Origin of the sequence: Dactylosporangium sp. CA-052675 (assembly GCF_050947935.1) — a bacterium.
In the GTDB taxonomy this organism is placed as follows: domain Bacteria; phylum Actinomycetota; class Actinomycetes; order Mycobacteriales; family Micromonosporaceae; genus Dactylosporangium.
Genome location: NZ_CP192010.1, coordinates 8830419 through 8852917 on the forward strand (window position 1 = coordinate 8830419; position 22499 = coordinate 8852917).

17 protein-coding genes are annotated in these 22499 nt (G+C 73.3%); 10 read left to right on the top strand and 7 right to left on the bottom strand.

What is annotated here, in order from left to right; all coding sequences use genetic code 11:
- Nucleotides 1-224: 224 nt before the first annotated feature.
- Nucleotides 225-758 (top strand): D-alanyl-D-alanine carboxypeptidase family protein, encoded by a 534-nt coding sequence (locus ACQP1P_RS39545; RefSeq protein WP_433079211.1) that lies wholly within the window; start codon nucleotides 225-227, stop codon nucleotides 756-758.
- Nucleotides 755-2827 carry a MacS family sensor histidine kinase gene (gene macS / locus ACQP1P_RS39550; protein WP_433079213.1) on the top strand — a complete coding sequence of 691 codons (2073 nt, stop codon included), beginning with the start codon at nucleotides 755-757 and terminating at the stop codon, nucleotides 2825-2827. Before ACQP1P_RS39545 ends, macS begins: the two co-directional genes overlap by 4 nt.
- Before the next feature lie 866 nt (nucleotides 2828-3693).
- On the opposite strand, the gene ACQP1P_RS39555 is transcribed toward macS, so the two are convergent.
- The 3 genes from ACQP1P_RS39555 to ACQP1P_RS39565 form a co-directional block, all read right to left on the bottom strand.
- Nucleotides 3694-4950 (bottom strand): M48 family metallopeptidase, encoded by a 1257-nt coding sequence (locus tag ACQP1P_RS39555; RefSeq protein ID WP_433079215.1) that lies wholly within the window; start codon nucleotides 4948-4950, stop codon nucleotides 3694-3696.
- An 86-nt stretch (nucleotides 4951-5036) separates the two neighbouring features.
- Complete coding sequence (locus ACQP1P_RS39560; protein WP_433079217.1) at nucleotides 5037-5288, bottom strand: hypothetical protein; 252 nt, start codon at nucleotides 5286-5288, stop codon at nucleotides 5037-5039.
- Nucleotides 5289-5622: 334 nt separating this feature from the next.
- Entirely contained in the window at nucleotides 5623-6996 is a 1374-nt protein-coding gene (locus tag ACQP1P_RS39565; RefSeq protein WP_433079219.1) for an NYN domain-containing protein, read from the bottom strand.
- A 128-nt stretch (nucleotides 6997-7124) separates the two neighbouring features.
- On the opposite strand from ACQP1P_RS39565, the gene ACQP1P_RS39570 reads away from it, so the two are divergent.
- From ACQP1P_RS39570 to ACQP1P_RS39600, 7 genes are all read left to right on the top strand, one after another.
- Entirely contained in the window at nucleotides 7125-8072 is a 948-nt protein-coding gene (locus ACQP1P_RS39570; RefSeq protein ID WP_433079221.1) for a GAF domain-containing protein, read from the top strand.
- A 35-nt stretch (nucleotides 8073-8107) separates the two neighbouring features.
- Nucleotides 8108-9841 (top strand): DEDD exonuclease domain-containing protein, encoded by a 1734-nt coding sequence (locus ACQP1P_RS39575; protein WP_433079223.1) that lies wholly within the window; start codon nucleotides 8108-8110, stop codon nucleotides 9839-9841.
- 1395 nt (nucleotides 9842-11236) lie between these two features.
- Nucleotides 11237-13012, top strand: coding sequence for a RelA/SpoT family protein (locus ACQP1P_RS39580; RefSeq protein WP_433090304.1), 1776 nt, complete (start codon nucleotides 11237-11239; stop codon nucleotides 13010-13012).
- A 30-nt stretch (nucleotides 13013-13042) separates the two neighbouring features.
- Nucleotides 13043-13561, top strand: a complete 519-nt coding sequence (locus ACQP1P_RS39585; protein WP_433079225.1) for an NUDIX hydrolase — start codon at nucleotides 13043-13045, stop codon at nucleotides 13559-13561.
- A complete protein-coding gene (locus ACQP1P_RS39590) occupies nucleotides 13558-14373 on the top strand; it encodes a nucleotidyltransferase family protein (protein WP_433079227.1) in 816 nt (271 codons plus the stop codon). The genes ACQP1P_RS39585 and ACQP1P_RS39590 overlap by 4 nt, the downstream gene beginning before the upstream one ends.
- 37 nt (nucleotides 14374-14410) lie before the next feature.
- Entirely contained in the window at nucleotides 14411-14698 is a 288-nt protein-coding gene (locus tag ACQP1P_RS39595; protein WP_433079229.1) for an Lrp/AsnC family transcriptional regulator, read from the top strand.
- Between the two features lie 82 nt (nucleotides 14699-14780).
- Nucleotides 14781-15797, top strand: coding sequence for an aspartate-semialdehyde dehydrogenase (locus ACQP1P_RS39600; RefSeq protein ID WP_433079231.1), 1017 nt, complete (start codon nucleotides 14781-14783; stop codon nucleotides 15795-15797).
- Nucleotides 15798-15966: 169 nt separating this feature from the next.
- Here the strand turns inward: ACQP1P_RS39600 and ACQP1P_RS39605 are convergent, their stop codons facing one another.
- Nucleotides 15967-17823: an alpha/beta fold hydrolase gene (locus ACQP1P_RS39605; RefSeq protein WP_433079233.1), complete on the bottom strand. Its 1857-nt coding sequence runs from the start codon at nucleotides 17821-17823 to the stop codon at nucleotides 15967-15969.
- A 66-nt stretch (nucleotides 17824-17889) separates the two neighbouring features.
- Here ACQP1P_RS39605 and ACQP1P_RS39610 point away from each other — a divergent pair, with 66 nt between their 5' ends.
- Nucleotides 17890-18735 carry an alpha/beta hydrolase family protein gene (locus tag ACQP1P_RS39610; protein WP_433079235.1) on the top strand — a complete coding sequence of 282 codons (846 nt, stop codon included), beginning with the start codon at nucleotides 17890-17892 and terminating at the stop codon, nucleotides 18733-18735.
- Between the two features lie 97 nt (nucleotides 18736-18832).
- Here the strand turns inward: ACQP1P_RS39610 and qcrB are convergent, their stop codons facing one another.
- Genes qcrB through qcrC form a run of 3 tightly spaced genes read right to left on the bottom strand, consistent with a single transcriptional unit; the run spans nucleotide 18833 to nucleotide 22421 of the window.
- On the bottom strand, nucleotides 18833-20464 hold the full coding sequence (gene qcrB, locus ACQP1P_RS39615) for a cytochrome bc1 complex cytochrome b subunit (RefSeq protein WP_433079237.1): 1632 nt from the start codon (nucleotides 20462-20464) through the stop codon (nucleotides 18833-18835).
- A complete protein-coding gene (gene qcrA / locus ACQP1P_RS39620) occupies nucleotides 20461-21558 on the bottom strand; it encodes a cytochrome bc1 complex Rieske iron-sulfur subunit (protein WP_433079239.1) in 1098 nt (365 codons plus the stop codon). Before qcrA ends, qcrB begins: the two co-directional genes overlap by 4 nt.
- Nucleotides 21555-22421 (bottom strand): cytochrome bc1 complex diheme cytochrome c subunit, encoded by an 867-nt coding sequence (gene qcrC / locus ACQP1P_RS39625; protein ID WP_433079241.1) that lies wholly within the window; start codon nucleotides 22419-22421, stop codon nucleotides 21555-21557. The genes qcrA and qcrC overlap by 4 nt, the downstream gene beginning before the upstream one ends.
- Nucleotides 22422-22499: the final 78 nt, after the last annotated feature.

The window sequence follows — 22499 nt, forward strand, 5'->3', positions numbered from 1 at the left end:
CAGGTCGGCTCGCCCGCGGCGGCGCTCGGGTCCGCACACGACCTGGCCGAGCTCGGCTCGCCCGCGGGGGCGCTCGGGTCCGCGCACGACCTGGCCCAGGTCGGCTCGCCCGCGGCGGCGCTCGGGTCCGCGCGCGACCTGGCCGAGCCCGGCTCACCCGCGGGGCGCTTCGCCCCGCGCGCGACCTGGCCGAGCCCGGCTCACCCGCGGGGGCGCTTCGCCCCGTGCGGGACCGGGTCGAGCGGGCAGCGCCCGCCTCGCGCGCGCTCGGGCCCGCGCGGCACCGGGCCTGCCAGTGGGCGCTCGCGGCGCGGTTTCCGGCCGAGGAGCTGGCCGGGCTGACGGTGGCGACCCGGGCCGCGTTCGAGGCGGCGCGCGCCGAGGCCCTGTGGCGCCACGGCGAGCTGATCGGCCTCACGTCGGGCTATCGCGACCCGGCGGAGCAGGCCCGGCTCTTCGCCGCGGCGGTCGCCCGCGACGGGTCGGTCGCGGCGGCGTGGCGCCGGGTGCTGCCGCCGCACGCGTCGCGGCACGTCGCCGGGACCGCGCTGGACGTGCGGCCGACCGAGGGCGCCCGGTGGCTCGAGCGCCACGGCGACCGGCACGGGCTCTACCGGACGTACGACAACGAGTGGTGGCACTTCGAGTACCGGCCGGACGGGCGGCCGGTGCGCCTGCCGCATCCGGGAGTCCCCGAGCCGTGCCCGCCGCGGCCCACCGATTCACGCACGTGCATGAGCGCGACGATTCGGCGATGATCGCTGCGATGCCCACGCCGATCCCGTCCACGCCGATCCCCTCCACTCAGGGCCCGTCCACCCAGGTCCCACCCGCCCCGGTCCGGCCCACCGCCACGGCGCGGCAGCGGACCGCGGCCCTCGCCGGTGCGCTCGGCGGCGCGCTGCTGCTCGTGGCCACGTCCTCGGCGCACTCGCCCGACGGCGGGCCGGGCAACCCGGTGCTCAACCTCGCGCTGCAGGCCAGCCCCCGCGACGCGTTCGACGCCGCGTACGAGCTGGGGCCGATCGTCGTCATCGTGGCCGCGCTCGTGCTGCTGCGCCGGTGGCCGGTGCTGATGGCGGGGGCGGGGCTGCTGGCGGTACCGATGCTGCTGCCGATGGAACTGGCACGGCACCTGCCGCTGTCGGTGTCGCTGCTGACCCGCTGCGCCCAGCCGCTCGCGCTCGTCGCGGTGCTCGCGGCCGCCCAGGCGATGCTCCGGCGCGGCGAGACCGGCCGGGGCACGCTGGTCGCGGGGCTCGGTGTCGGGACCACCCTGCTCGGCATGGCCATCGCCGACGCCTGGTGGCAGCCGTACGGCGCCGTCTACGACTGGCAGCGCACGCTCGTCGTGCTCGGGATCGCCGGCGCGGCGACGGCGGCGTGGCTGCTGCGCGGGCACGACCCCGCGGCCCGGCCCGACGGCCCCGAGCACCGGGGCTGGCCCCGGCTGCGGCTGGTCCTGGCCGGCGGCCTCGCCCTGGCGCTCGCCTTCCCGCTGGGCCTGCTCACCCCGGACCGCCTCGCCGTGCTGCTCGGGGTCTCCCGGAGCGCGATGTACCGGCACGCGTACGTGGCCGGAGCCGTCATCGGCACCATCACGCTCATCGTGGTCGCCGCGCTCGCGGCGATGGCCGGCCCCTGGTCCCTCGGCGGGGCCCTGACCGCGGCGACGGCCCAGGTCGGCATGGTCGCGCCGCTGATCCTGGCGATGGGGGCGCTGCGGTACACCACCCTGCCCTTCTTCTGCGTGCTCGGCGGGCTCGCCGTCGGCGCCGGCCTCGCCTGGACCCGGCTGCGGGTGCCGCTCACCGCCGGCGTGACCGTGGCCGCCGCGACCGCGCTGTTCATCGCGTACGCGGCCACGACCGGGCACCCGGAGAAGCTCGCCAGCCAGGGCAGCGTCGTGCCGGGCATCCTCATCGCGGTGCTCGTCACCGCGGCGGCGACGGCGATCGCCGGCACCATCGCCCCGGCCCTCGCCCCGTCGGGCGCCGCACCCGCGACCCTCGGCCCGCTCGCGGTCGTGCTGGCCCTCGGCGGGCGGCAGGCGATCGAGGCCACGTACCTGCAGGACGGGCTGCCCGCCTCCTCGTACTTCAACCCGGTCTTCCACCTCACCACGTCGGCCGTCCTGCTCCTCGTCGCCGCGGCGGGCGTCGGCGGGCTCGGCTTCGCCCAGCAGTGGGCGTCGCGCCGCGCGGACCGCCTGCGCGCGGAGCAGATCCGCCGCGAGGCCGCCGAGGCCGAACGCAACCGGCTCGCCCGCCCCATCCACGACGGCGTCCTGCAGGTGCTCGCGCTCATGCAGCGCCACGGCAACGAGCTCGGCGGGGCCGGCCCGCAGCTCGCCACCCTCGCGGGCGAGCAGGAGCAGGCGCTGCGCAACCTGCTCTCCGGCGGCCCCGTCGCGCCGGCGGCCGACCGCCTCGACGTGCGCGCCGCACTCACGGCCCTCGCCTGCCCGACCATCGAGGTCGCGGCGCCCGCGGATCCGGTGCTCCTGCCGGCCGACGTGTCCACCGAGCTCACCGCCGCCGTCCAGGCCGCCCTCGACAACGTCCGCCGCCACGCGGGCCCGACGGCGCGCGCGTGGGTCCTCGTGGAGGACGAGGGCGATGCCGTACGCGTGACCGTCCGCGACGACGGCGTGGGCTTCGCACCGCAGCGCCTGGCGGAGGCGGCGGACGCGGGGCGGCTGGGCGTGGCCCAGTCGATGCGCGGGCGGATCGCGGACCTGGGCGGGACGACGGAGATCTCCAGCCGCCCGGGGAAGGGCACCGAGGTCGAGTTCTACGTCCCCCGCCGCCGCGACTCCCCCGCCTGACGCGACCGCCCACGCCTTTCCCGCGCGAGACACCCTCTTCCTTCGGCGAGCGCCCGCGCGCAGGAACGGCTCGCTCCTTGTTCTCTTCGTGCTTCCCAGGTTTCTCCGTGATTCTGTCGTGCTTCCCCGTGTTCTCCCGTGCCTCTCCGCGCGATGGCGGCACCGCCGGTCGGGAAGCGCTCGCACGGCGGCTCGACGTTCTCTCGTGCCTCTCCGCGCGATGGCAGCACCACCGGTCGGGAAGCGCTCCCACGGCAGCTCGACGCGCCGGGCGTGCGGATCGGCGGATCGGCCGCGCGGGCGTACGGAGCCGGAACGGTCGCGGCTGGCCAGGGCGGCCGGGTGAGGGATCGCTCGTACGGGACGGTTTGCGGTCCGCGAACTCCCGGACCGCTCCAGCTGATCGAGGGCGCGGAGGTGCGCGGCCTCGGCCGGGCGACGTGCGCTCGGCGAGACGGCTCGAGGTCCGCGCAGTCGCAGACAGTCGCGGTTGGTCACACCGGGCGCGCGGGCCCGGCTTGGGCGTGTGGTTGTGGACGGCTGCGGCTGCTCGGGCACATAGGTCCGGCTGCGGCGGTGTACGGGCGGCGAGACGGCTCGCGGGTCCACGAAATCCCCAACCCCTCCGGCTGGTTAAGGGCGCGGAGGCGCGCGGCGTCGGCCGGGCGGGTGCGGGCGGCGAGACAGGTTGCGGATTTACAGGTCTGCGGGACCGCGGCCGAACGCGAGTGCGGGCCGAAGACGAACACGGGCAAGGACCGAACACGAGCGCGGGCCGGACACGAACGCGAGTCGGAGACGAATACGAGCACGAGCCGAAGGCGAGGGCCGGGCGAGGGCGAGGGCGGGGCGAAGGCGAGGGCGGGTTAGGGGTGGGTGCGGGCCCAAGCTCGGGACGCGGCCATGCGTTCCACCGCTGTCGGGTGGCTGCCGAACAGGAACTGCTCCAGCGGGTTGGGGTCCGGGTCGCCCAGGTTGACCAGGGCCAGGCGGCCCTGCATGGCCTCGAACTCCTTCGGGTTCGCGGTCAGCCGTAGGGCGTGTTCGTCGGCTCGGGCCTCGACGCGGCGGGAGACGAAGGCCTGGGCCGGGCCGGCAAACAGGCTCGCGACCGTGGCCAGGGCCAGGAGCAGGGCCAAGGCCCTGGGTTCGGCGATCGAGTCGACGCGGGCCAGGCGCAGCAGGGCCGACCAGGAGCCGATCAGGTAGAGGGCGCAGACCGCCGCCGCGGCGCCCAGGGCGCCCAGCAGCGTTCCCGTCAGGACGTCTCCATCCTTGGCGTGGCCGAGCTCGTGGGCCACCACGGACTCGACCTCGGCCGGTGGGGCCTTCTCCAGCAGGGTGTCGTAGACGACGATGCGGCGGGTCGGGCCGAGGCCGGAGACGTAGGCGTTCACGGCTCGGGTGCGGCGGGACGCGTCGGCGACGAGCACGTCGCGGACCGGGACGCCGTCGCGGGCGGCCAGGCTCATGAGGCTCGTGCGCAGCTCGCCGTCGGGCATCGGGGTGAACTTGTTGAAGACCGGCTCGACGAGGACGGGCAGGATGAACGAGAACAGGATCGTGAGCACCGCGGCGCCGGCCGCGCCCCAAGCCCACCACCAGCGCGGGGCGAAGTGGGTGACCGTGTAGAAGCCGACGAGCACGATCGCGCCGATGACGGCGCCGACCGCGTAGCCCTTGAGCAGGTCGACGGTCCATCCGCCCCAGTTCTGGGTGGACAGGCCGTAGCGGCGCAGGATCGACTGGCGCCACGCGGACAGGGGCAGCGCGACGACCTCGCCGACGAGGGTGACGAGGAAGCCGCCGAGCAGGGCGCGGGCCAGCCAATGGCCGCCGAACGGGCGCCCGGCCTGCTCCACGAGCCAGGCGCCGGCCGGGGTGAGGCCGAGCACGAGGGCGACGACGAGGCCGAGGACGATCGAGAGATACATCCCCGGGCGCAGCGCCGCGTGGAAGGCACGCCCCTGGGCGACCGCGTCGCGCGGCAGGGTGTTGAGCGCGGCGAGCTGGTCGGCGCGCGGCGCGGGCGGCGACGACCAGGGCACCCGCAGCAGCGCGACGACGGCCGCGGCGACGAGCAGCACGACGAGCGTGACCGTGGCCCACAGACGGGGAGTCATCGTGCCAGCCTATGCGGCACGCCGTCGGCCGCGCCCGGCACGCGGGGCGTGACCGCGGGACCGAGGCGGGTGGTCATCGCGGCGGCCTATGCGGCGCGCCCGCGGCGCCGGCGGGGTGAGGGCACGGGGGTCACGGGGGTTGGCTCGTAGTGGGTGGGCTCGAAGTGGGTGGGCTCCAGGACGGTGACGTCGAACCCGGCGAGCTCGAACACCTCGATGGCGCGCACCTCCTCGGCGCCGAGCTGGTGCAACGCGGGCGGGGTGTCGAGCAGCAGGGTCACCACGCAACTCCTGCAGGCGTTGCCCCGCACCGAACAGCTTTCGCAGTCGACGAGCATCGCTCCTCCAATACCGACGATCCGCCGGAGCCGGGATCCGCCCGGCATATGGCGTATCGGTGAACCCGATAGCACGAACGGTAGCGAGGGGGTACGACAAAAAATGCAGATGCCCAGGTCAGAGCGATGATCACAGAGCGTGGGGAGGCGCGCCGGACCCGCCCAGAGGGTGCGGCGCGCGACAGCAGGGTGCGGGCACCGGACGAGCGCGCACGGGAAGGCGAGACGCGGTAGCCGGGTGACGTTCCCCGTGGCTCGGCCGACGGACCGGCGCCACGCCGACCTACCCCCGAGCGCCCACACACGCGGCCGGGGACGGCCGGCCACCAGGGGGTCAGGAGCGAGACAGGCGGCGCAGGAGGGTGTCGGAGGAGAGGGGGTAGGCGCCGTGGCGGCGTACCCCGTCGATGACCTCCTTGTCCGAGGAGATCACCACGATCGGGCGCCCCGCGGGTTCGGCCCGGACCAGGCGCCGGATCAGCTCGTCGGCCGTCTCGCCCTTGCGGGAGAACAGCACGCGCACGCCCCTCGGCGCCGGTGGCAGGCCGTGCACCCGCTCCGCGCCGTCGAACACGACGGTGACCTCGGCGCGGGTCTGCGCCGCGAGGCCGCCGACCCCGGCGATGAGGCGGTTGCGCTGCTGCTCGAGGGAGATCTCCGCGTACCCCTTCTTCGTCACGTTGTAGCCGTCGACGATCATGTGCGCCTTGGGCAGGCTCAGCAGCTGGTCGAGGCGGGCCGGGTCGTCGGCGTTCAGGGCGCGCGCGGCGGCGGTGACGCCCTCCGGGCGCTCGGCGGCGGCGTCGGCCACGAAATCGGCCGGGAGCTTGTCGGTCGGGTCGAGGGCGAGCTCGCGACGCAGGCCGACGGCGGCCTGGCCGATGGTCTCGAGCAGCAGCCAGAGGCGGGCGTCGTCGACGGCGCGGGCGTCCTTGGCGCTCTGCCGCTGGGCGCCCGCGGCGGTCTCGGCCTCGGCGAGGCGGGCCCGCAGGCGGCGCAGCTCGGCGTCGTGGTCGGCGTTGACCTTGGCGGCGCGGCCCTTCTCGGCCGCGAGCATGTCGGTGGCCTTGCGCTCCTTGGCCTGCGACTCGCGCAGCGACTTGGCCAGCGCCCGGGCCTCCTCGCGCAGGCCGGCGGTCTCGTCGCGGAGCCGGGCCAGCTCGTCGCGCAGCTTGTCGGCCTCGACGCGGGCGACGGCGCGGTCGTGCTCGGCGCGTGCCAGGCGCTGCTCGACGTCGCGGACGCGCTCGGAGGCGACGGCCCCCTCGGCCTCGGCGCGCACGGTCTCGGTCGCGTCGGTGACGAGCCGGCGCCAGCCGTCGGGGCGGGCGAGGTACGCCAGCGCCGCCACCTCGACCGGGTCCGCCGCCGCCGGTGCGACCCCCTCGAGCACGGCCGCGCCCAGGTCACCGGCGTCGTTGACCACCCGGGTGGCCAGGCGCTGACGCAGCAGGGGGTCGCCGGAGAGCTGCATGGCGATGACGGGGCCGCCGAGGCGGGCGCGCCGGTTCGGGGCGAACTTGGCCACCCGCCGCAGCGGCATGGGCAGCTCCTCCAGCGGCAGACCGGTCATGGCCCCCGCGGCGAGGGCGATCACCCGCTGCCGTACGACCTCGGGCAGCACCGGCTCGAGTTCGTCCTCCGTGGCCTGCGCAGGCTCCAGCGCGGCCTCGATCTCGAGGTCGTCGGGAGCGTCGTGCGCAGACATCACTCCAGTGTCGCATTGTCGACCACATTCGCCCGGGATGGTGTCCGAGACGGCCGCCTTACCTCCAACGGCTAAAAGCTGACATATCCTTATTTCACCCGATTAGGTGTACGGCTTGGGAGGCGGGGATGGCGATACCGGTACCCAGCAACGAGGCGGACCGCGTCTCCGAGCTGCACGCGATGGCTGTCCTGGACACGCCGCCGGAGACCGATTTCGACGACATCGTCCGAATCGCGAGCGAGGTCTGCGGCGCGCCGATCTCGCTCGTCACGCTCGTGGACACCGAGCGGCAGTGGTTCAAGGCCAAGGTCGGCGACATGGACCTGGAGGAGACGCCCCGCGAGGTGGCCTTCTGCGCCCACGCGATCATGGGCCGCGACCTCATGGTCGTGCCCGACGCCACCGCCGACGTGCGCTTCGCCGACAACCCGTACGTCACCCAGGACGACGGCATCCGCTTCTACGCCGGCGCGCCGCTGCTCACGGCGGAGGGCGCGGCCCTGGGCACCCTGTGCGTGGTCGACCACAACCCGCACCGGCTCAACCTCGACCAGATGAAGGCGCTGCGGGCCCTCGCCAAGCAGGTCACCGAGCTGCTCGAGCTGCGCCGGCTGGTGGTGACCGACGACCTGCGGGGCCGGCCCGAGCCCCGCTCGGTGGACCTCGCCTACCTGACCGAGGCCCGCATCCGGGAGCTGCGCGGGATCGCCGACGCCCGCAACATCGCCATCACGCTGGGGCTGACCGACCCGGCCTCGATCCACGCGGACCCCGCGCGGCTGTCCCGCGCGCTCGACTACGTCATCTTCGGCGCGCTCAAGCTGGCCCCGGCCGGCGGCCGGGTCGCCGTACGGGTGCTGGGCACCCCGGTGCCGACGATCGAGATCGGCCACGCCGGCGGCAGCATCCGGCCCGAGTGGCAGGCCGACCTCGCCGGGACGCGCCCGGCCGACGAGCCGGTGCCCCGGGCGGTCGCCGACATCCTGCGCGCCCACGGGGCCACCGTCATGGACACCTCGGCCATGATCGGCTCCCCCGACGTGCGCATCGAGCTGCGGTTCCCGCCGCACTAGGATTTTTTGTCACACCCTGGTCGTAGTGTGCGCCCGTGCCCCACTACCACCAGGAATCCCTCGACGCCCTGTTCGACGACCCGCGCGCCGCCACCCTGTTCTCCACCACGTTCGTCGTGGTCGACCTGGAGACCACCGGCGGCGCACCGGACGGCGGCGGCATCACCGAGATCGGCGCGGTGAAGGTCCGCGGCGGCGAGATCCTGGGCGAGTTCGGCACCCTGGTCAACCCGGAGGAGCGGGTGCCGGCGTTCATCACGGTGCTCACCGGCATCACCGAGATGATGCTGCTGGAGGCGCCGCGGCTGGAGACGGTGCTGCCGAGCTTCCTCGAGTTCGCCCGGGGCGCGGTGTGGGTCGCGCACAACGCGCCCTACGACACCGGGTTCCTCAAGGCGGCCTGCGCCAAGCACGGCTACGCGTGGCCGAAGCCGATCGTGCTCGACACCGCCGCCATCGCCCGGCGCGCGATGGTCGCCGACGAGGTGCCCAACCACCGCCTGTCGACCCTCGCGCGGCACTTCCGGGCCTCGACCCAGCCGGTCCACCGGGCGCTGGACGACGCCCGGGCCACCGTGGACGTGCTGCACGGGCTCTTCGCCCGGCTCGGCAGCCTCAAGGTGCACACCGTCGGCGACGTGATCGAGTTCGTCAAGGCGGTCAGCCCGGCCCAGCGGCGCAAGAAGCACCTGGCCGAGGGGCTGCCCGACGCCCCCGGGGTCTACATCTTCCGCGGGCACAAGGACCGGCCGCTCTACATCGGCACCAGCTCCTCCATCGCGACCCGCGTGCGCAGCTACTTCACGGCGGCCGAGAAGCGCGCGCGGATCAGCGAGATGATCAACGCGGCCGAGCGCGTGGAGGCCATCCCGTGCGCGCACTCGCTGGAGGCCGAGGTGCGCGAGCTGCGCCTGATCGCGGCGCACAAACCGCCGTACAACCGCCGCTCGAAGTTCCCGGAGCGCGTGGTCTGGCTCAAGCTCACCAGGGAGGCCTACCCCCGGCTGTCGGTCGTGCGGGAGGTGCAGGGCGACGGCGCGGCCTACCTCGGGCCGTTCGGTTCGCGGCGCTTCGCCGACCTCGCGGCGGCCGGGCTCTACGACGCGCTGCCGATCCGCCAGTGCACCCACAAGCTGTCGCTGCGCACCAAGACCCCGGCGTGCGCGCTCGCCGAGCTGGGCCGCTGCCCGGCGCCGTGCGAGCACCGGATCTCGGCCGAGGACTACGAGACGGCGGCCGCGGCGCCGTTCCGGGCGGCCACGGTCGGCGACCCCGGGCCGGTCGTGCGCGGGCTCATGGCGCGGATCGAGGCCCTGGCCGAGGCCGAGCGCTACGAGGACGCGGCGACGCTGCGGGGCCGGCTCGTCGCGTTCCTGCGCACCGCGATCCGCCAGCAGCGCCTCGCCGGGCTGAGCGGGCTGCCCGAGGTGGTGGCCGCGCGCCCGTCGGCCGGTGGGGGCTGGGAGATCGCGGTGGTGCGGCACGGGCGACTCGCCGCGGCGGGCGTTTCACCCCCGAGGGTGCATCCACAGCCGACGCTGGATGTGGTGTTGGCCACAGCGGAAACCGTCCAGCCCGGGCCGGGACCGACGCCGCGGGCCTCCCCGGAGGAGACCGAGCGCATCCTGGCGTGGCTCGAGCGGCCCGAGACGCGGCTGGTCAAGACCGATATCGGCTGGTCGTCGCCGGTGGACGGGGCCGCGCGGTGGCGGCCGTTCCTCGTGCGGGCGGAGGCGGCCGCCTCGGTTCAGACCGACTTGGACGGGTAGGTACATCGGACGAACGACCATACTCAAATGACCGATCGGATGCCCGGTGGGAAACTAGGCTGGAACCTACCCAAACCCAGGCCCGTGCAGGCCCGTCGGTGAGGAGGTGCCGCTATGGAGCCCGGAATGCAACCCGGCGCGTCTTTTGGTGCGGGCTCCTCCCCGGCACCGGGCGCCGCGTTCGCCGGTTCAACAGTCCCGGGTGTTGACTCCCACGAGCCGGGGGCTTCAAACATCGCGGCCGCGGCGGATGTCGTGGGCCCCAATGCGACGCACAGCGAGTACATGGTGGACCCAGCGGCGTCGGACGGCAACCCCATGGAGTTTCCGAATTTCCGCGGCGCCGGGACGAATCCGCTCGCAGGCCCGGTGACCAGCCAGGACGCGCACCGGCTGGTCGACGAGGCGGTCACGGCGCTGGACGACTCCGGCGTGTCGCCGCCGGGCCGGCCCTCCCCCGACGACGGGGCGAACGCGGGCCCCGGGGCGATCGGACCGCGGACGATACGCGTCGAGAACCTCGGCTCCGGCGGGTTCCTGACCCCGGGCGAACGGCCCCGGCCGGCGGAGATGTTCCTCGGACCCAAAGGCCTCCCCACCGCGACCATCGCGACGCCCGAACGGCGGCGGGCCGCGCCGCCAGGCGAGCGGGCCGGGACCGAGCGGGCCGGGACCGAGCGGGCCGGGACCGAGCGGTCGCCGAACGACCGGGGCGGGGACGGCGCCGAACGTCCACACGAACAGCAACACGCCGCGTCGCAGCAGGCGGACCGAGTGCCCGCGGATCGGATGAGCCCGGATCGAGCCCGACGGCCCGACCACGTGCCGGCCGACCGCGGGCATCAGCATGACCGGGCAGTGAACGACCGCGCCCCCTCCGGCGAGCGACCCACGAACGAGCACGGCGGACGGGCCGAGCGCGGGAGCAACGAGCACGAGCCGCGCGCCGGCGGACCCGACTGGCCCGCCAACGACCGGGCGATCGAGAACCGGCCGCGACGCGCGGAGGCAGAGTCACAGACCGCCCCGGCCGACGAACCGGCGACCGAGACCCACGAGGCCCAAGCCGCCGAGCGCCGGGCCGAGACCGCCCAGAGCCGAGCCGAGACCGCCGAGCGCCGAGTCGGGACCGCTGAAAGCCGGGCCGGGACCGCCCAGAGCCGAGCCGAGACCGCCGAGAGCCGGGCCGGGACCGCCGAGGGCGGCAAGCCGCGCAACACGCACGCGCCGGACGAGAGCCGCGCGGGCCGCAAGCAGGCGCCGCCCCGGCCGAGCCGGCGGGAGCCGCTCGACGACCGGTACGCGGCGCCCCGCAAGAAACTGACCGCGCCGGCGGCCGACGACTCGCCCGAGGTACCGCCGCCGCCGAGTTATCAGGCGCTCGCCGGGGGTGCGGTGCCGGGCGACCCGACCGCCACCTACACGGCGATCATCGGGGCCCGGCTGCGGGCGATGCTGCCGTGGCAGTCGGGCGACGACCCGATGTCGGGCATTCTGCGAGTACACCGGCAGATCCATCCGTCCGCGGACATCGCGCTGCTGCGCCGGGCGTATGCCACCGCCGAGCAGATGCACCGCGGGCAGATGCGCAAGAGCGGCGAGGCCTTCATCTCGCACCCGCTGGAGGTCACCGAGATCCTCGCGGACCTCGGGATGGACACGACGACGCTGGTCGCGGCCCTGCTGCACGACACCGTCGAGGACACCGACTACACCCTCGGGGCGCTGGAGCGCGACTTCGGCGGCGAGGTCGCGCTGCTCGTCGACGGCGTCACCAAGTTCGACAAGATGTTCTACGGCGCCGACGCCGAGGCCGAGACGATCCGCAAGATGATCGTCGCCGCCGGGCGGGACGTGCGGGTGCTCGTCATCAAGCTCGCCGACCGGCTGCACAACATGCGCACCATCGACGCGCGGTCGGTCAAGAGTCGGGTCCGCATCGCCACCGCGACGCGGGAGGTGCTGATCCCGCTGTGCGAGCGGCTCGGCATCCAGGCGCTGAAACGGGAGCTCGAGGACTGGGTGCTGCGGGCGGTGTCGCCCAGCGGCTACGCGGTCGTCGCCGACTACGTGGAGCAGCGGGTCGGCTGGGACGGCTACCTCGAGAAGGTCATCTCCGCGGTGAGCGGCGACCTCAAGCGCTTCGGCCTCGACGCCACCGTCTCCCCCCGGCCCCGGCACCTGTACTCCATCTGGAAGGACACCGTCGACGGCAACTACGCCGAACCGCACGACCTGCCCCGGGTCGTGATCGTGGTCGACGGGCCCGACACCGACTGCTACGCGGCGCTGGGCGCCGTCCACGGCAAGTGGCGGCCGGTCCCCGGGCGGTTCAAGGACTTCATCGCGACGCCGAAGAACAACAACTACAAGTCGCTGCACACCACGGTGCTCGGGCCCGAGGGCCGCTCGGTCGAGGTGCTGATCCGCACCGTCGAGATGCACCAGGCGGCGGAGTACGGCATCGTCGCGAACTTCCGCTACCCGAGCACCGCCGCGCGCTTCGGCCCCGCGTCCAAGGCCGAGCAGCTCGACTGGCTGCGCCGGCTGCTCGACTGGGAGGCGTCCGCGTCCGACCCGTCGCAGTTCATCGCCTCGCTGCGCTGCGACCTCGCCGAGGACCAGATCCTCGTGCTCACGGCGGGCGGCGGGCGCCCGGTGCTGCTGCCCGCGGACGCGACGCCGGTCGACCTGGCGTACATCCTCGGCGCCGACGTCGGCAACCGATGTATCGGCGCCCGGGTCAACGGCCGCCTCACCGCCGTCTCCTCCCCCCTCGCCGACGGCGACACGGTCGAGATCATCACCCGCGCCGGCCAGCGCGACGAGTTCGACTTCGACGCCGACGCCCCCGCGCGCGGGCCGTCCCCGGAGTGGCTCGACTTCGTGCGTACCCCGCACGCCCGCCTCCACATCAGCCGCTGGTTCGAGGCCCACGAGGCCCCGGCGATCACCGTCGCCAACAAGGTCCGCCTGGGCCGGCTCGCCATCGGGCTGGCACTGCGCCAGCAGGGCCGCGGCCTCGCCAGTGACCTGCCGCTCGTACGCCTCGCGCCCCGCCTCGGCTTCCCCGACCTCGAGACCCTCCTCGTCGCGGTCGCCGACCACGCCCGCACCGCCGACGAGGTCGTGGCCGAGCTGATCGCGCTGGTCGACCACTCGCCGCACTGACCCCGCGCACGTCTCATCTAGCCTTACCGGATGACCGACATGCGTGGGCGCGTGCGCGCGCTGGCGTACCGCACGTTCTACCGGCTCCCCGGGCGCTGGAAGCGGCGAATCGTGCGCACGTTCCAGCCGACGTACACCATCGGCGCCGTCGCGATCGTCCGCGACCCCACGCTCACGCGGATCCTGCTGCTGCGCCAGCCGCCCGGCGCCGGCTGGTCGCTGCCGGCCGGGCTGATGGACCGCGGCGAGACCCCGGCCCAGACCGCCGCCCGCGAGCTGCACGAGGAGACCGGCGTCAAGCTCCCGCCGGAGCGGATGCGCCCGGCCGCCCCCAACGCGATCGTGCACACCCGCGGCCAGTGGGTCGACATGGTCTTCGAGGCCGAGGTCGAGCCCGGCGACGAGCTCGTCGTCGACCACGCCGAGATCCTCGAGGCGGCCTGGCACCGGGTCGACAACCTGCCGCCGCTGACCGTGTCCACGTCACGGCTGCTCGCGCACTACGGCATCGGGCCGTACAAGGACTACCCCGAGGTCCTGGAGGCATGAGCGCCGACATCTGCGCCGTGGTCCTCGCGGCCGGGGAGGGCCGGCGGCTGCGGCCGCTGACCGAGCACCTGCCCAAGGCGCTGTGCCCGGTGGGCAACGTCGCGCTGCTGGACCGGGCGCTGGAGCGGGTGCGCCACCTCGGGCTCGACCCCGCCGTCAACGCCTGCTACCTCGGGCACCTCGTCGCCGAGCACGTCGGTTCGCGCGCCCACCTGTCCGTCGAGCCCGGCGACCCGCTCGGCACCGCCGGCGGGATCGGGCTGCTGCGGGACTGGATCGGCGGGCGGGGCGTGCTGGTGGGCAACGCCGACGCGTACCTGGCCTCGCGACTGTCCCCCGGCGCGGACATCGCGGCGCTGCTGGACGGGTGGGACGGGGACACGGTCCGGCTGCTCGGGGTGCCGGGCCCGCCGTACGAGTTCGGCTCCCACCGCTTCGCCGGGTTCTCGCTGCTGCCGTGGGACCTGGTGAAGGGCCTCGAGCCGGAGCCGTCGGACCTCGTGCGGCTCGTGTGGCGGCCCGCGGAGCGGCAGGGGCGGCTGGAGGTCGTCGAATACCCGGGCACCTACCTGGACACCGGCACTCCCGCGGACTATCTGGCGGCGAACCTGCATGCGGTACACGGGAAAAATCTCGTGGCCGCGGACGCCGTCGTGACCGGAACGCTCGACGGGGCCGTCGTCGGCAGTGCGGCCCACGTCGCCGGACGGGTCAGCGGCGGGGTGGTGTGGCCGGGCGGGGTCGTCGCGGCGGGCGAGACCCTGCGGCAGGCGATCCGGGTCGGCCGGTCGCTCACCGTCCCCGCCCACTAGCATGGCTGTTGTCCACAGGCCGGAAGGAGCTCCGCAGGTGATCACCGCGATCGTCCTCATCGACTGCGCCACCGACTCGATCCCGGAGGTGGCCGAGAACATCGCCAACCTCGACGGCGTCAGCGAGGTGTACTCCGTCGCCGGCAACGTGGACCTCATCGCCATGGTGCGGGTGCAGCAGTTCGACGAGATCGCCGAGGTCATCGCGAACCGCATCTCCAAGGTTCCCGGTGTCGTGGAGACGGACACCCACATCGCATTTCGTGCGTATTCCCGCCACGATCTTGAAGAAGCTTTCGCGATCGGGCTCCCCGACGCCGACTAATTCCTGTTTGCCCTGCTGAGGGCCGTTTGCAGTGGTTCAAATCGCATCGAATGCGGGCTCCGGAGGCGGTACCCTCGCCGCCATGAGGATCGGCATCGTAGGAGCCACCGGGCAGGTCGGCAGCGTCATGCGCCACATCCTGGCCGAGCGGCAGTTCCCGGTAGACGAGTTGCGCCTGTTCGCCTCCGCCCGCTCGGCGGGGCGGAGCATCGACTGGCAGGACAAGCAGATCACGGTGGAGGACGCGGAGACCGCGGACTACGCCGGGCTGGACGTCGTGCTGTTCTCCGCGGGCAAGGGCACGTCGAAGGAGCTCGCCCCGAAGGTGGCCGCCGCGGGCGCCGTCGTGATCGACAACTCCTCCGCGTGGCGGATGGACCCCGAGGTGCCGCTCGTCGTCGCCGAGGTCAACCCGCACGCCGCCGCCAACCGGCCCAAGGGGATCATCGCCAACCCGAACTGCACCACGATGGCCGCGATGCCCGTGCTGCGCCCCCTGCACGACGAGGCCGGGCTCGTGGCCCTGGTCGCCTCGACGTACCAGGCCGTCTCGGGCGCGGGCCTGGCCGGCGTCGCCGAGCTCGACGAGCAGGTGCGCAAGGTCGCCGACGGCGCCGCGGCGCTCGCCTTCGACGGCTCCGCCGTGGCGTTCCCGGCCCCGGCGAAGTTCGCGCGGCCGATCGCCTTCAACGTGCTCCCACTCGCCGGCGGCCTCGTCGACGACGGCTCCTTCGAGACGGACGAGGAGCAGAAGCTGCGCAACGAGAGCCGGAAGATCCTCGAGATCCCGGACCTGCGCGTCTCCGGCACGTGCGTCCGCGTGCCCGTCTACACCGGGCACTCGCTGCAGATCAACGCCCGCTTCGCCCGGCCCATCTCGGTCGCGCGCGCGACGGAGCTGCTGTCGTCGGCGCCGGGCGTGGCGCTCAGCGACATCCCGACGCCGCTGCAGGCCGCCGGCGCCGACCCGTCGTTCGTGGGGCGCATCCGCGTGGACGAGACCGTGGACAACGGCCTCGCCCTGTTCATCTCGAACGACAACCTGCGCAAGGGTGCGGCGCTGAACGCGGTGCAGGTGGCGGAGCTGCTCATCGCGTAGTGATACGGTTACACCGCGCCGAACTTCAATGTGATCAACTTGAATGGCCATGCTAGGCTAGGTGTATATCGGAATGCGGCACCTCGAGGGTCTCTGCATTGTCTGAGCTGCCCCGGGTCGGACGCGTGCGATCGGTTCCCACGTTTCGCGCGCGCCCGACCCGGACCCCTCACAGGTGCCGGCCGAACCAGTCGAGGATGGCCTCGAAGCGCTGGATGCGGTGCGAGGGCCGGCCCGACCTCGACAGCTCGTGCCCCTCCCCCGGAAAGAGCAGCAGCTCCGCCGGGGCGCCGTTGCGCTTGAGGGCCACGAAGAGGCGGTACGCCTGCTCGACGGGGCAGCGCCAGTCCTGCTCGGAGTGGATGATGAGCATCGGCAGCGAGATGCGGTCCGCGTAGGACAGCGGGCTCTGGCGGGCGACGTCGCCGCCGTACAGGGCGTCGACGAAGAACCAGCCGATGTCCGACGAGCCGGTGAAGCTGTCGATCGCGTTGACGGCCCGCTCGGAGACGGCCGCGCGGAAACGGTCGCCGTGGTGGGCGGCGAGCCAGGTGGTCATGAAGCCGCCGTGGGAGCCGCCGAGCACGCCGACCCGGGACGCGTCCAGGCCGGGGTCCCCCAGGGCCGCGTCCAGCAGGGCCAGCAGGTCCGTCGCGCTCACCTCGCCCACGTTGCCGCGGATGGGCTCGCCGTGGGCCTCGCCGTAGCCGGACGAGCCGCGCGGGTTGCCGTAGACGACCGCGTAGCCGGCGTCCGCGTAGACCTGGGGCTCGTCGAAGAGGCGCCAGCCGTACTGGCTGTAGGGGCCGCCGTGGATCATGAGGAGCACCGGGTGGGGGCCCTCGCCGGCGGGGCGCACGACCCAGCCGTGGACCGGGTAGCCGTCCGGGGCCGTGGCCGTCAGCTCGACCTGCTCCAGCGCCTCGAAGCCCGCGTTGAACGCCGTCAGCGGGCGATCACCGGCGTACAGCTCGCCCCAGTTCGACGGATTCGCCTCATGTGTCACGAGGACGCCGTCGCGCCAGGCGAACGCGGCCACCTGACGAGCGCCGGTCACGAGGGTCGTCGGCTCCTCGCCGGTGTAGGGGACCCGCAGGAGCTCCACCGCGCCCCGGTTCTCGTTCGTGAACAGGGCGCCCTCCGGCGTCACGTCCATGTCGCCGCCCGGCATGGCCAGGTGGTAGCGCGCCGGGTCCAGCAGCGGGACCGCCTCGCCGCCGTCCAGCGGGATCGACCAGAGGGTCTCGTTGCGCAGTACCGCCGCCGCCGGAGCGGCCGTGAACAGCACCGCCCGGCCGTCCGGGCGGAAGCGGGGCCGGCCGGCCTGGAACGTGCCGCGGGTCAGGACCCGCCGGTCCGAGCCGTCCGCGCGGCAGACGCACACGTCCGCGGCCCAGGTGTCGCCGGCCGGGGCGAGGTAGGTCAGCCACTCGCCGTCCGGGGAGAAGCGGGGGTCGCCCTCGCCCTCGGTCAGCCGGGTCAGCTCGCCGGCCGGGGTGACCGTGAAGACGTGCGACGGGCGGTCGCGGAAGAAGCCCAGGCCGTCCAGGCGGTTGAAGACCTGGGTGAGCCGTCTCGGGGGCTCCCCGTCGGGGCCGATCCGTTCGCCGTCGTCCGTGCTGGCGGTGCCGTAGCGGGACTCCTGCGGGACACGGGCGGAGAATGCCAGCCGGGCGCCGTCGGGCGACCAGTCGGGCACGCCCACGCCCAGGGGGCAGTCGGTCAGCGGCCACGCGTCGCCGCCGGTCAGCGGCAGGAGCCACAGCTGCGGCTTGGCGGCCTTGTCGGCGCGGCGCAGGAAGGCGAGGTGCCGGCCGTCGGGCGAGAAGCGCGGGGCGCTGTCGTGCCAGCCGCGGGTGAGCTGGTCCGCGGGGCGCGAGCCGTCGGTCGGCACGAGCCAGAGCTGCGAGGTGTACGAGTCGGTCGCGAGGTCGGCGCGCGCGACGGCGACGACGGCGACGCGGCCGTCGGGGCTGAGGGCCGGCGTCCCGGGTGTGCGGATTTGCGGCAGATCGGCGGGTTTCACGAGCAGCACAGTAGCGGCGAGGGGGCGCGCTACTTGCGGGTAACCTCCTACCCCTACCCTACGAGCATGGAGCCGACGCTGGAGACCGTGGTTCGCGGGTCCGACACGATCGCCCTGCACGTGTATCCGGCGCCCGACGACGCGCCCACGCTCGCGGTGCTGTGGCCGGCGATGGGCGTCCCCGCCCGGTACTACCGCAAGTTCGCCGGCGAGCTGGCCGCGGCCGGCGTCGCCGTGGTGGTCGCGGATCTGCGCGGGACGGGGGCCAGCTCGCCGCGGCCCGGGCGGGGGTCGCGCTACGGGCTGGGTGATCTCACGGCCGATGTCGACGCGGTGCTGACGCACCTCAAGCCTCGGCGGGCCGGGCGGCGGACGATTCTGGTGGGGCATTCGCTGGGCGGCCAGGCGTGCGCGCTGCACCTGGCGTTCGAGGCGGCGGGCGCGTACGGCGCCGCGAGCGATGTGGCGGGGCTGGCGCTGGTCGCGGTCGGGCTGCCGTACTGGCGCAGCTACCCCGGCGCGCAGGGGCCGGCGATCCTGCTGCAGACCCAGGCGCTCGGGGTGGCCTCGGCGGTGCTGCGGGTCTGGCCCGGCTGGGGGTTCGGCGGGCGGCAGGCCCGCGGGGTCATCCGGGACTGGGCGTACACGGCTCGCACGGGGCGGTATCCGCGCCTCGGCGGGGTCGATGTCGAGGCCGCGTTCGAGCGCGTCCGGACGCCCGTGTTCGCGGTCGACGTGGCCGGGGACCGGTACACGCCGCCCGGGACCGTTTCCCGGCTGCTCGACAAGCTGTCGGGGGCGCCGGTCACGCGCGAGCGCTATGCGCCCGAGGCGGCCGTCGACCACTTCCGCTGGGCCAAGCACGGCGAGGAGCTGGCCGGCCGGGTCGCCGCCTGGGCCCAGGGCCTGTAGATCGTCGTCAGCGCGCGGCCACCCGCCGCGGTGCCGGAGACGAGACGGCCCCCGGGTTCCCATGAACCCGGGGGCCGTCTCGTGCTGGACCAGGGGCTCAGTGGCCCGAGGTGATCTCCTCGCGGTCGGCGTCCTCGACCTTGCGCTGCGACGGCTTCGCCGGGGGGACGGCCTTCTCGATCGGGTAGAAGAAGCCCTTCACCGTCGGGGCGAGCGCGCCGAGGCGGTTCATCTTCTTCGGCACGACCCAGCCCGCGTATTCGAGGCCGTGGTGAGCGTCGCCGTCCGCGTGGCCGTTCGCCGTCGGCAGCGGCTGGTGCACCTCGATGAAGCGGCCGTCCGGCAGGCGCCGGATGATGCCCGTCTCCACGCCGTGCGACAGGACCTCGCGGTCGTGCTGCTGCAGGCCCAGGGCCAGGCGGTACGCCACGTAGTAGGCCACTGGCGGCAGCACCAGGATGCCGATGCGGCCGGCCCAGGTCATCGCGTTGAGGCTGATGTGGAACTTGTCGGCCAGCACGTCGTTGCCGCCGGAGATGAGCAGCACGACGTAGAACGCGATCGCCATGGCGCCGAGGGCCGTGCGGAACGGGTTGTCCCGCGGGCGCTCGAGCAGGTTGTGCACGGACTTGTCCTTGCTGAACCGAGCTTCGATGAACGGATAGAAGATCGGCAGCATGGTCAGGATGCCGGGCAGCACCACCGTGGGCCAGAAGATCGGCGGCAGGGTGTAGCCGTCACCCCATCCGAACAGGTCGAAGCGGATCTCCCACGCGGGGAACAGACGCGTCGAGCCGTCCAGGAACATGACGTACCAGTCGGGCTGGCTCGCCGCCGAGACCACCGCGGCCTTGTAGGGGCCGAACAGCCAGATCGGGTTGATCTGGAAGAGGCCCGCGAGCGCGGCGATCATGGCGAACACGATCATGAAGAAGCCGCCGGCCTTGGCCGCGAAGCCCGGGAACATCCGCACGCCGACCACGTTCTCGTTGGTCCGGCCGGGGCCGGGCCACTGGGTGTGCTTCTGCTTCACCAGCAGGCCCATGTGGACGCTGATGAGCGCGAGCAGCGCACCCGGGACGAGCAGCACGTGGACGATGTACAGGCGGTCGAGGATGACCTCGCCCGGGAACTCCCCGCCGAAGAGCGAGGTGCTGACCCAGGTGCCGATGATCGGGATGGACAGGATGATCGCGGAGGCGATGCGCAGACCGGTGCCGGACAGCGCGTCGTCCGGCAGCGAGTAGCCGCCGAAGCCCTCCAGGAAGCCCATCCAGAACAGCAGCACGCCGACGATCCAGTTGGCCTCGCGCGGCTTGCGGAACGCGCCGGTGAAGAAGACGCGGAACATGTGCACCACGATCGCGGCCATGAACAGCAGGGCCGCCCAGTGGTGCATCTGGCGCATGAACAGGCCGCCGCGCACGTCGAACGACAGGTGCAGGGCGGTGTTGTACGCCTGCGACATCTCCACGCCCCGCAGGGGGGTGTAGCTGCCGTTGTAGACGGTCTCGGCCATCGACGGGTCGAAGAACAGCGCCAGGAAGATGCCGCTGAGCAGCAGCACGATGAACGAGTAGAGCGCGATCTCACCCAGCAGGAACGACCAGTGGTCGGGGAAGACCTTGTTCAGCAGGCGGCGCAGCGGGGTCGCCGCCTGGAACCGCTCGTCGAGCGCCCCCGCCGACTTGGCCGGCAGGGCGCGGAGGTCAATCTTGCGCCGTTTCATGGCCGCTCCCAGAAGGCGGGTCCGATGGCAACCTTGTAGTCGGACGTCGCGACGAAGTATCCCTCATCGTCCACCGTGATCGGCAGCTGCGGCAGTGCCCGGCTGGCGGGGCCGAAGACCGGCCGCGCGTTGTCGGTGATCTGGAACTGCGACTGGTGGCAGGGGCACAGCAGGCGGTTGGTCTGCTGCTCGTACAGGCTGGCGGGGCAGCCCGCGTGGGTGCAGATCTTCGAGTAGGCCACGAAGTTCTGCCACTGCGAGCCCTTGTTGACTTCCTTGGCGTTCTTCAGCGTCTCCAGGGCGTCCCCCTCACGCAGGTGCATGAGCAGGGTCGGCGAGTCCGCGTACTTGTTGGTCGCGCCGCCGGGGATGCCCGGGAAGACGGTGATCTGGCCGCCGACGCTGACGTCGGCCGGGCGGATCGGGGTGCCGTCCTCGTGGGTGAGGCGCACCGGCTTGCCGTCGTTCTTCTTCGGGTCCCAGCCGGTGGTGAAGAAGACGTTCTCGCCGTTCTGCGTCGGCGCCTTGATCATCGAGCCGACGAGCAGCGCGCCGGCGACCGCGCCGAGCGGGGCCGCGCCGGCCGCGAACGCCAGGCCGACGAACTTGCGGCGCTTGAGGCCGAGCTCGTCGCCCATGTTCAGGATCGTGGCCGCGGTGAGCTTCTGCTCGGTGCTGTCCGACGCCCCGTCGTGGCGCTCCTGGATCGAGACCTCCTCGGGGAGGAGCTTCTTCGACCAGGTGATGATGCCCAGGCCCAGGGTCAGCAGGGCCAGGCCGAGCGTCGCGCCGAGGATCGGCGTGTAGTACGGGTACAGCTTCTGGTAGGTCTCGTTGCCGTGCCCGTAGTGCCAGGGCCACGCGATGAAGGCGACCACGAACACGGTCCCCATGAGCCCGGTGAGCAGGAACAGGAAGGCCAGCACGCGCTCGACGCGCTTCTCGGCCTTCGTGCCCGGCACCGGGAAGCGCGGCGCGTAGTGCACGATCTCGACGCCGTCGCGGCGCGCGCCCTCCTTGACGAGGTCGAACCGGGTGAGGTTCGGGTCGCTCGCGTCGAACTGCTCCTCCGTGGGAGCGGTGTGGGTGGTCATGACTTCCCTGCAATCCACAGCGTGGCGAACACGAGCGCCGCGATACCGACGAGGAAGATGACAAGCCCCTCGGGGACCGGACCGTAGCGGCCGATGTTCCAGCCACCGGGGTCCGTCGACGACGACTTGTTCAGGGTCTGGATGTAGGCGATGATCGCGGCCTTGTCGTCCGGGCTCAGCTGGTTGTTGCCGAACACGGGCATGTTCTGCGGGCCGGTCAGCATGGCGCCGTAGATGTCGCGGTTGGTGGAGTGCTGCAGCGTCGGGGCGTACTTGCCCGAGGAGAGCGCGCCGCCGCCGGTGCTGAACGCGTGGCAGGACGAGCAGTTGACGCGGTAGAGCTCACCGCCGTGCGCGAGGGTCTTGGGGTCGGCCTGCGCCTTCTTGACGTCCTGGTCCAGGCTCTGCGCGCTCGGCAGCTGCGGCCCGCCACCCAGTTCCTGGATGTAGGCGCCGATGTCGGCGGCGTCCTTCTCGCTGTACATCGGCTGCTTGCGCTGGGCCTGCGCCTCCTGGCGGGCCAGCGGCATGCGGCCGGTGTTGACCTGGAACTCGACCGCCGCGGAGCCCACGCCGATGAGGCTCGGGCCGCGGTCCTGCACGCCCTGGCCGTTCGTGCCGTGGCAGGTGATGCAGCTGGTCTCGTACAGTTCCTTGCCGTGCTTGGCGGCGTCCGAGAGGGCCGGCACGTCCTCGGCGCGGCCGACGCCCGGGGCGTAGGCGCTGTAAAGGCCGCCGACAATCGTGAGCGCGGCGATCAGGCGCACGGCCGCCTCCAGCCGGCGGCGCAGCTTGCCCCGCGCCGCGCGCGCGCCTCCCGGCACCAGCCGGGCAAGCGGCCGCTTGCTCTGTTCGGAAGTCATGGCCTCACCTTTGTCGTCATCACCTATGTCGTCTCGGTGGTTGTTCGGTGGTGGTGGTCCCTGCGGGGGTGGTCCGGA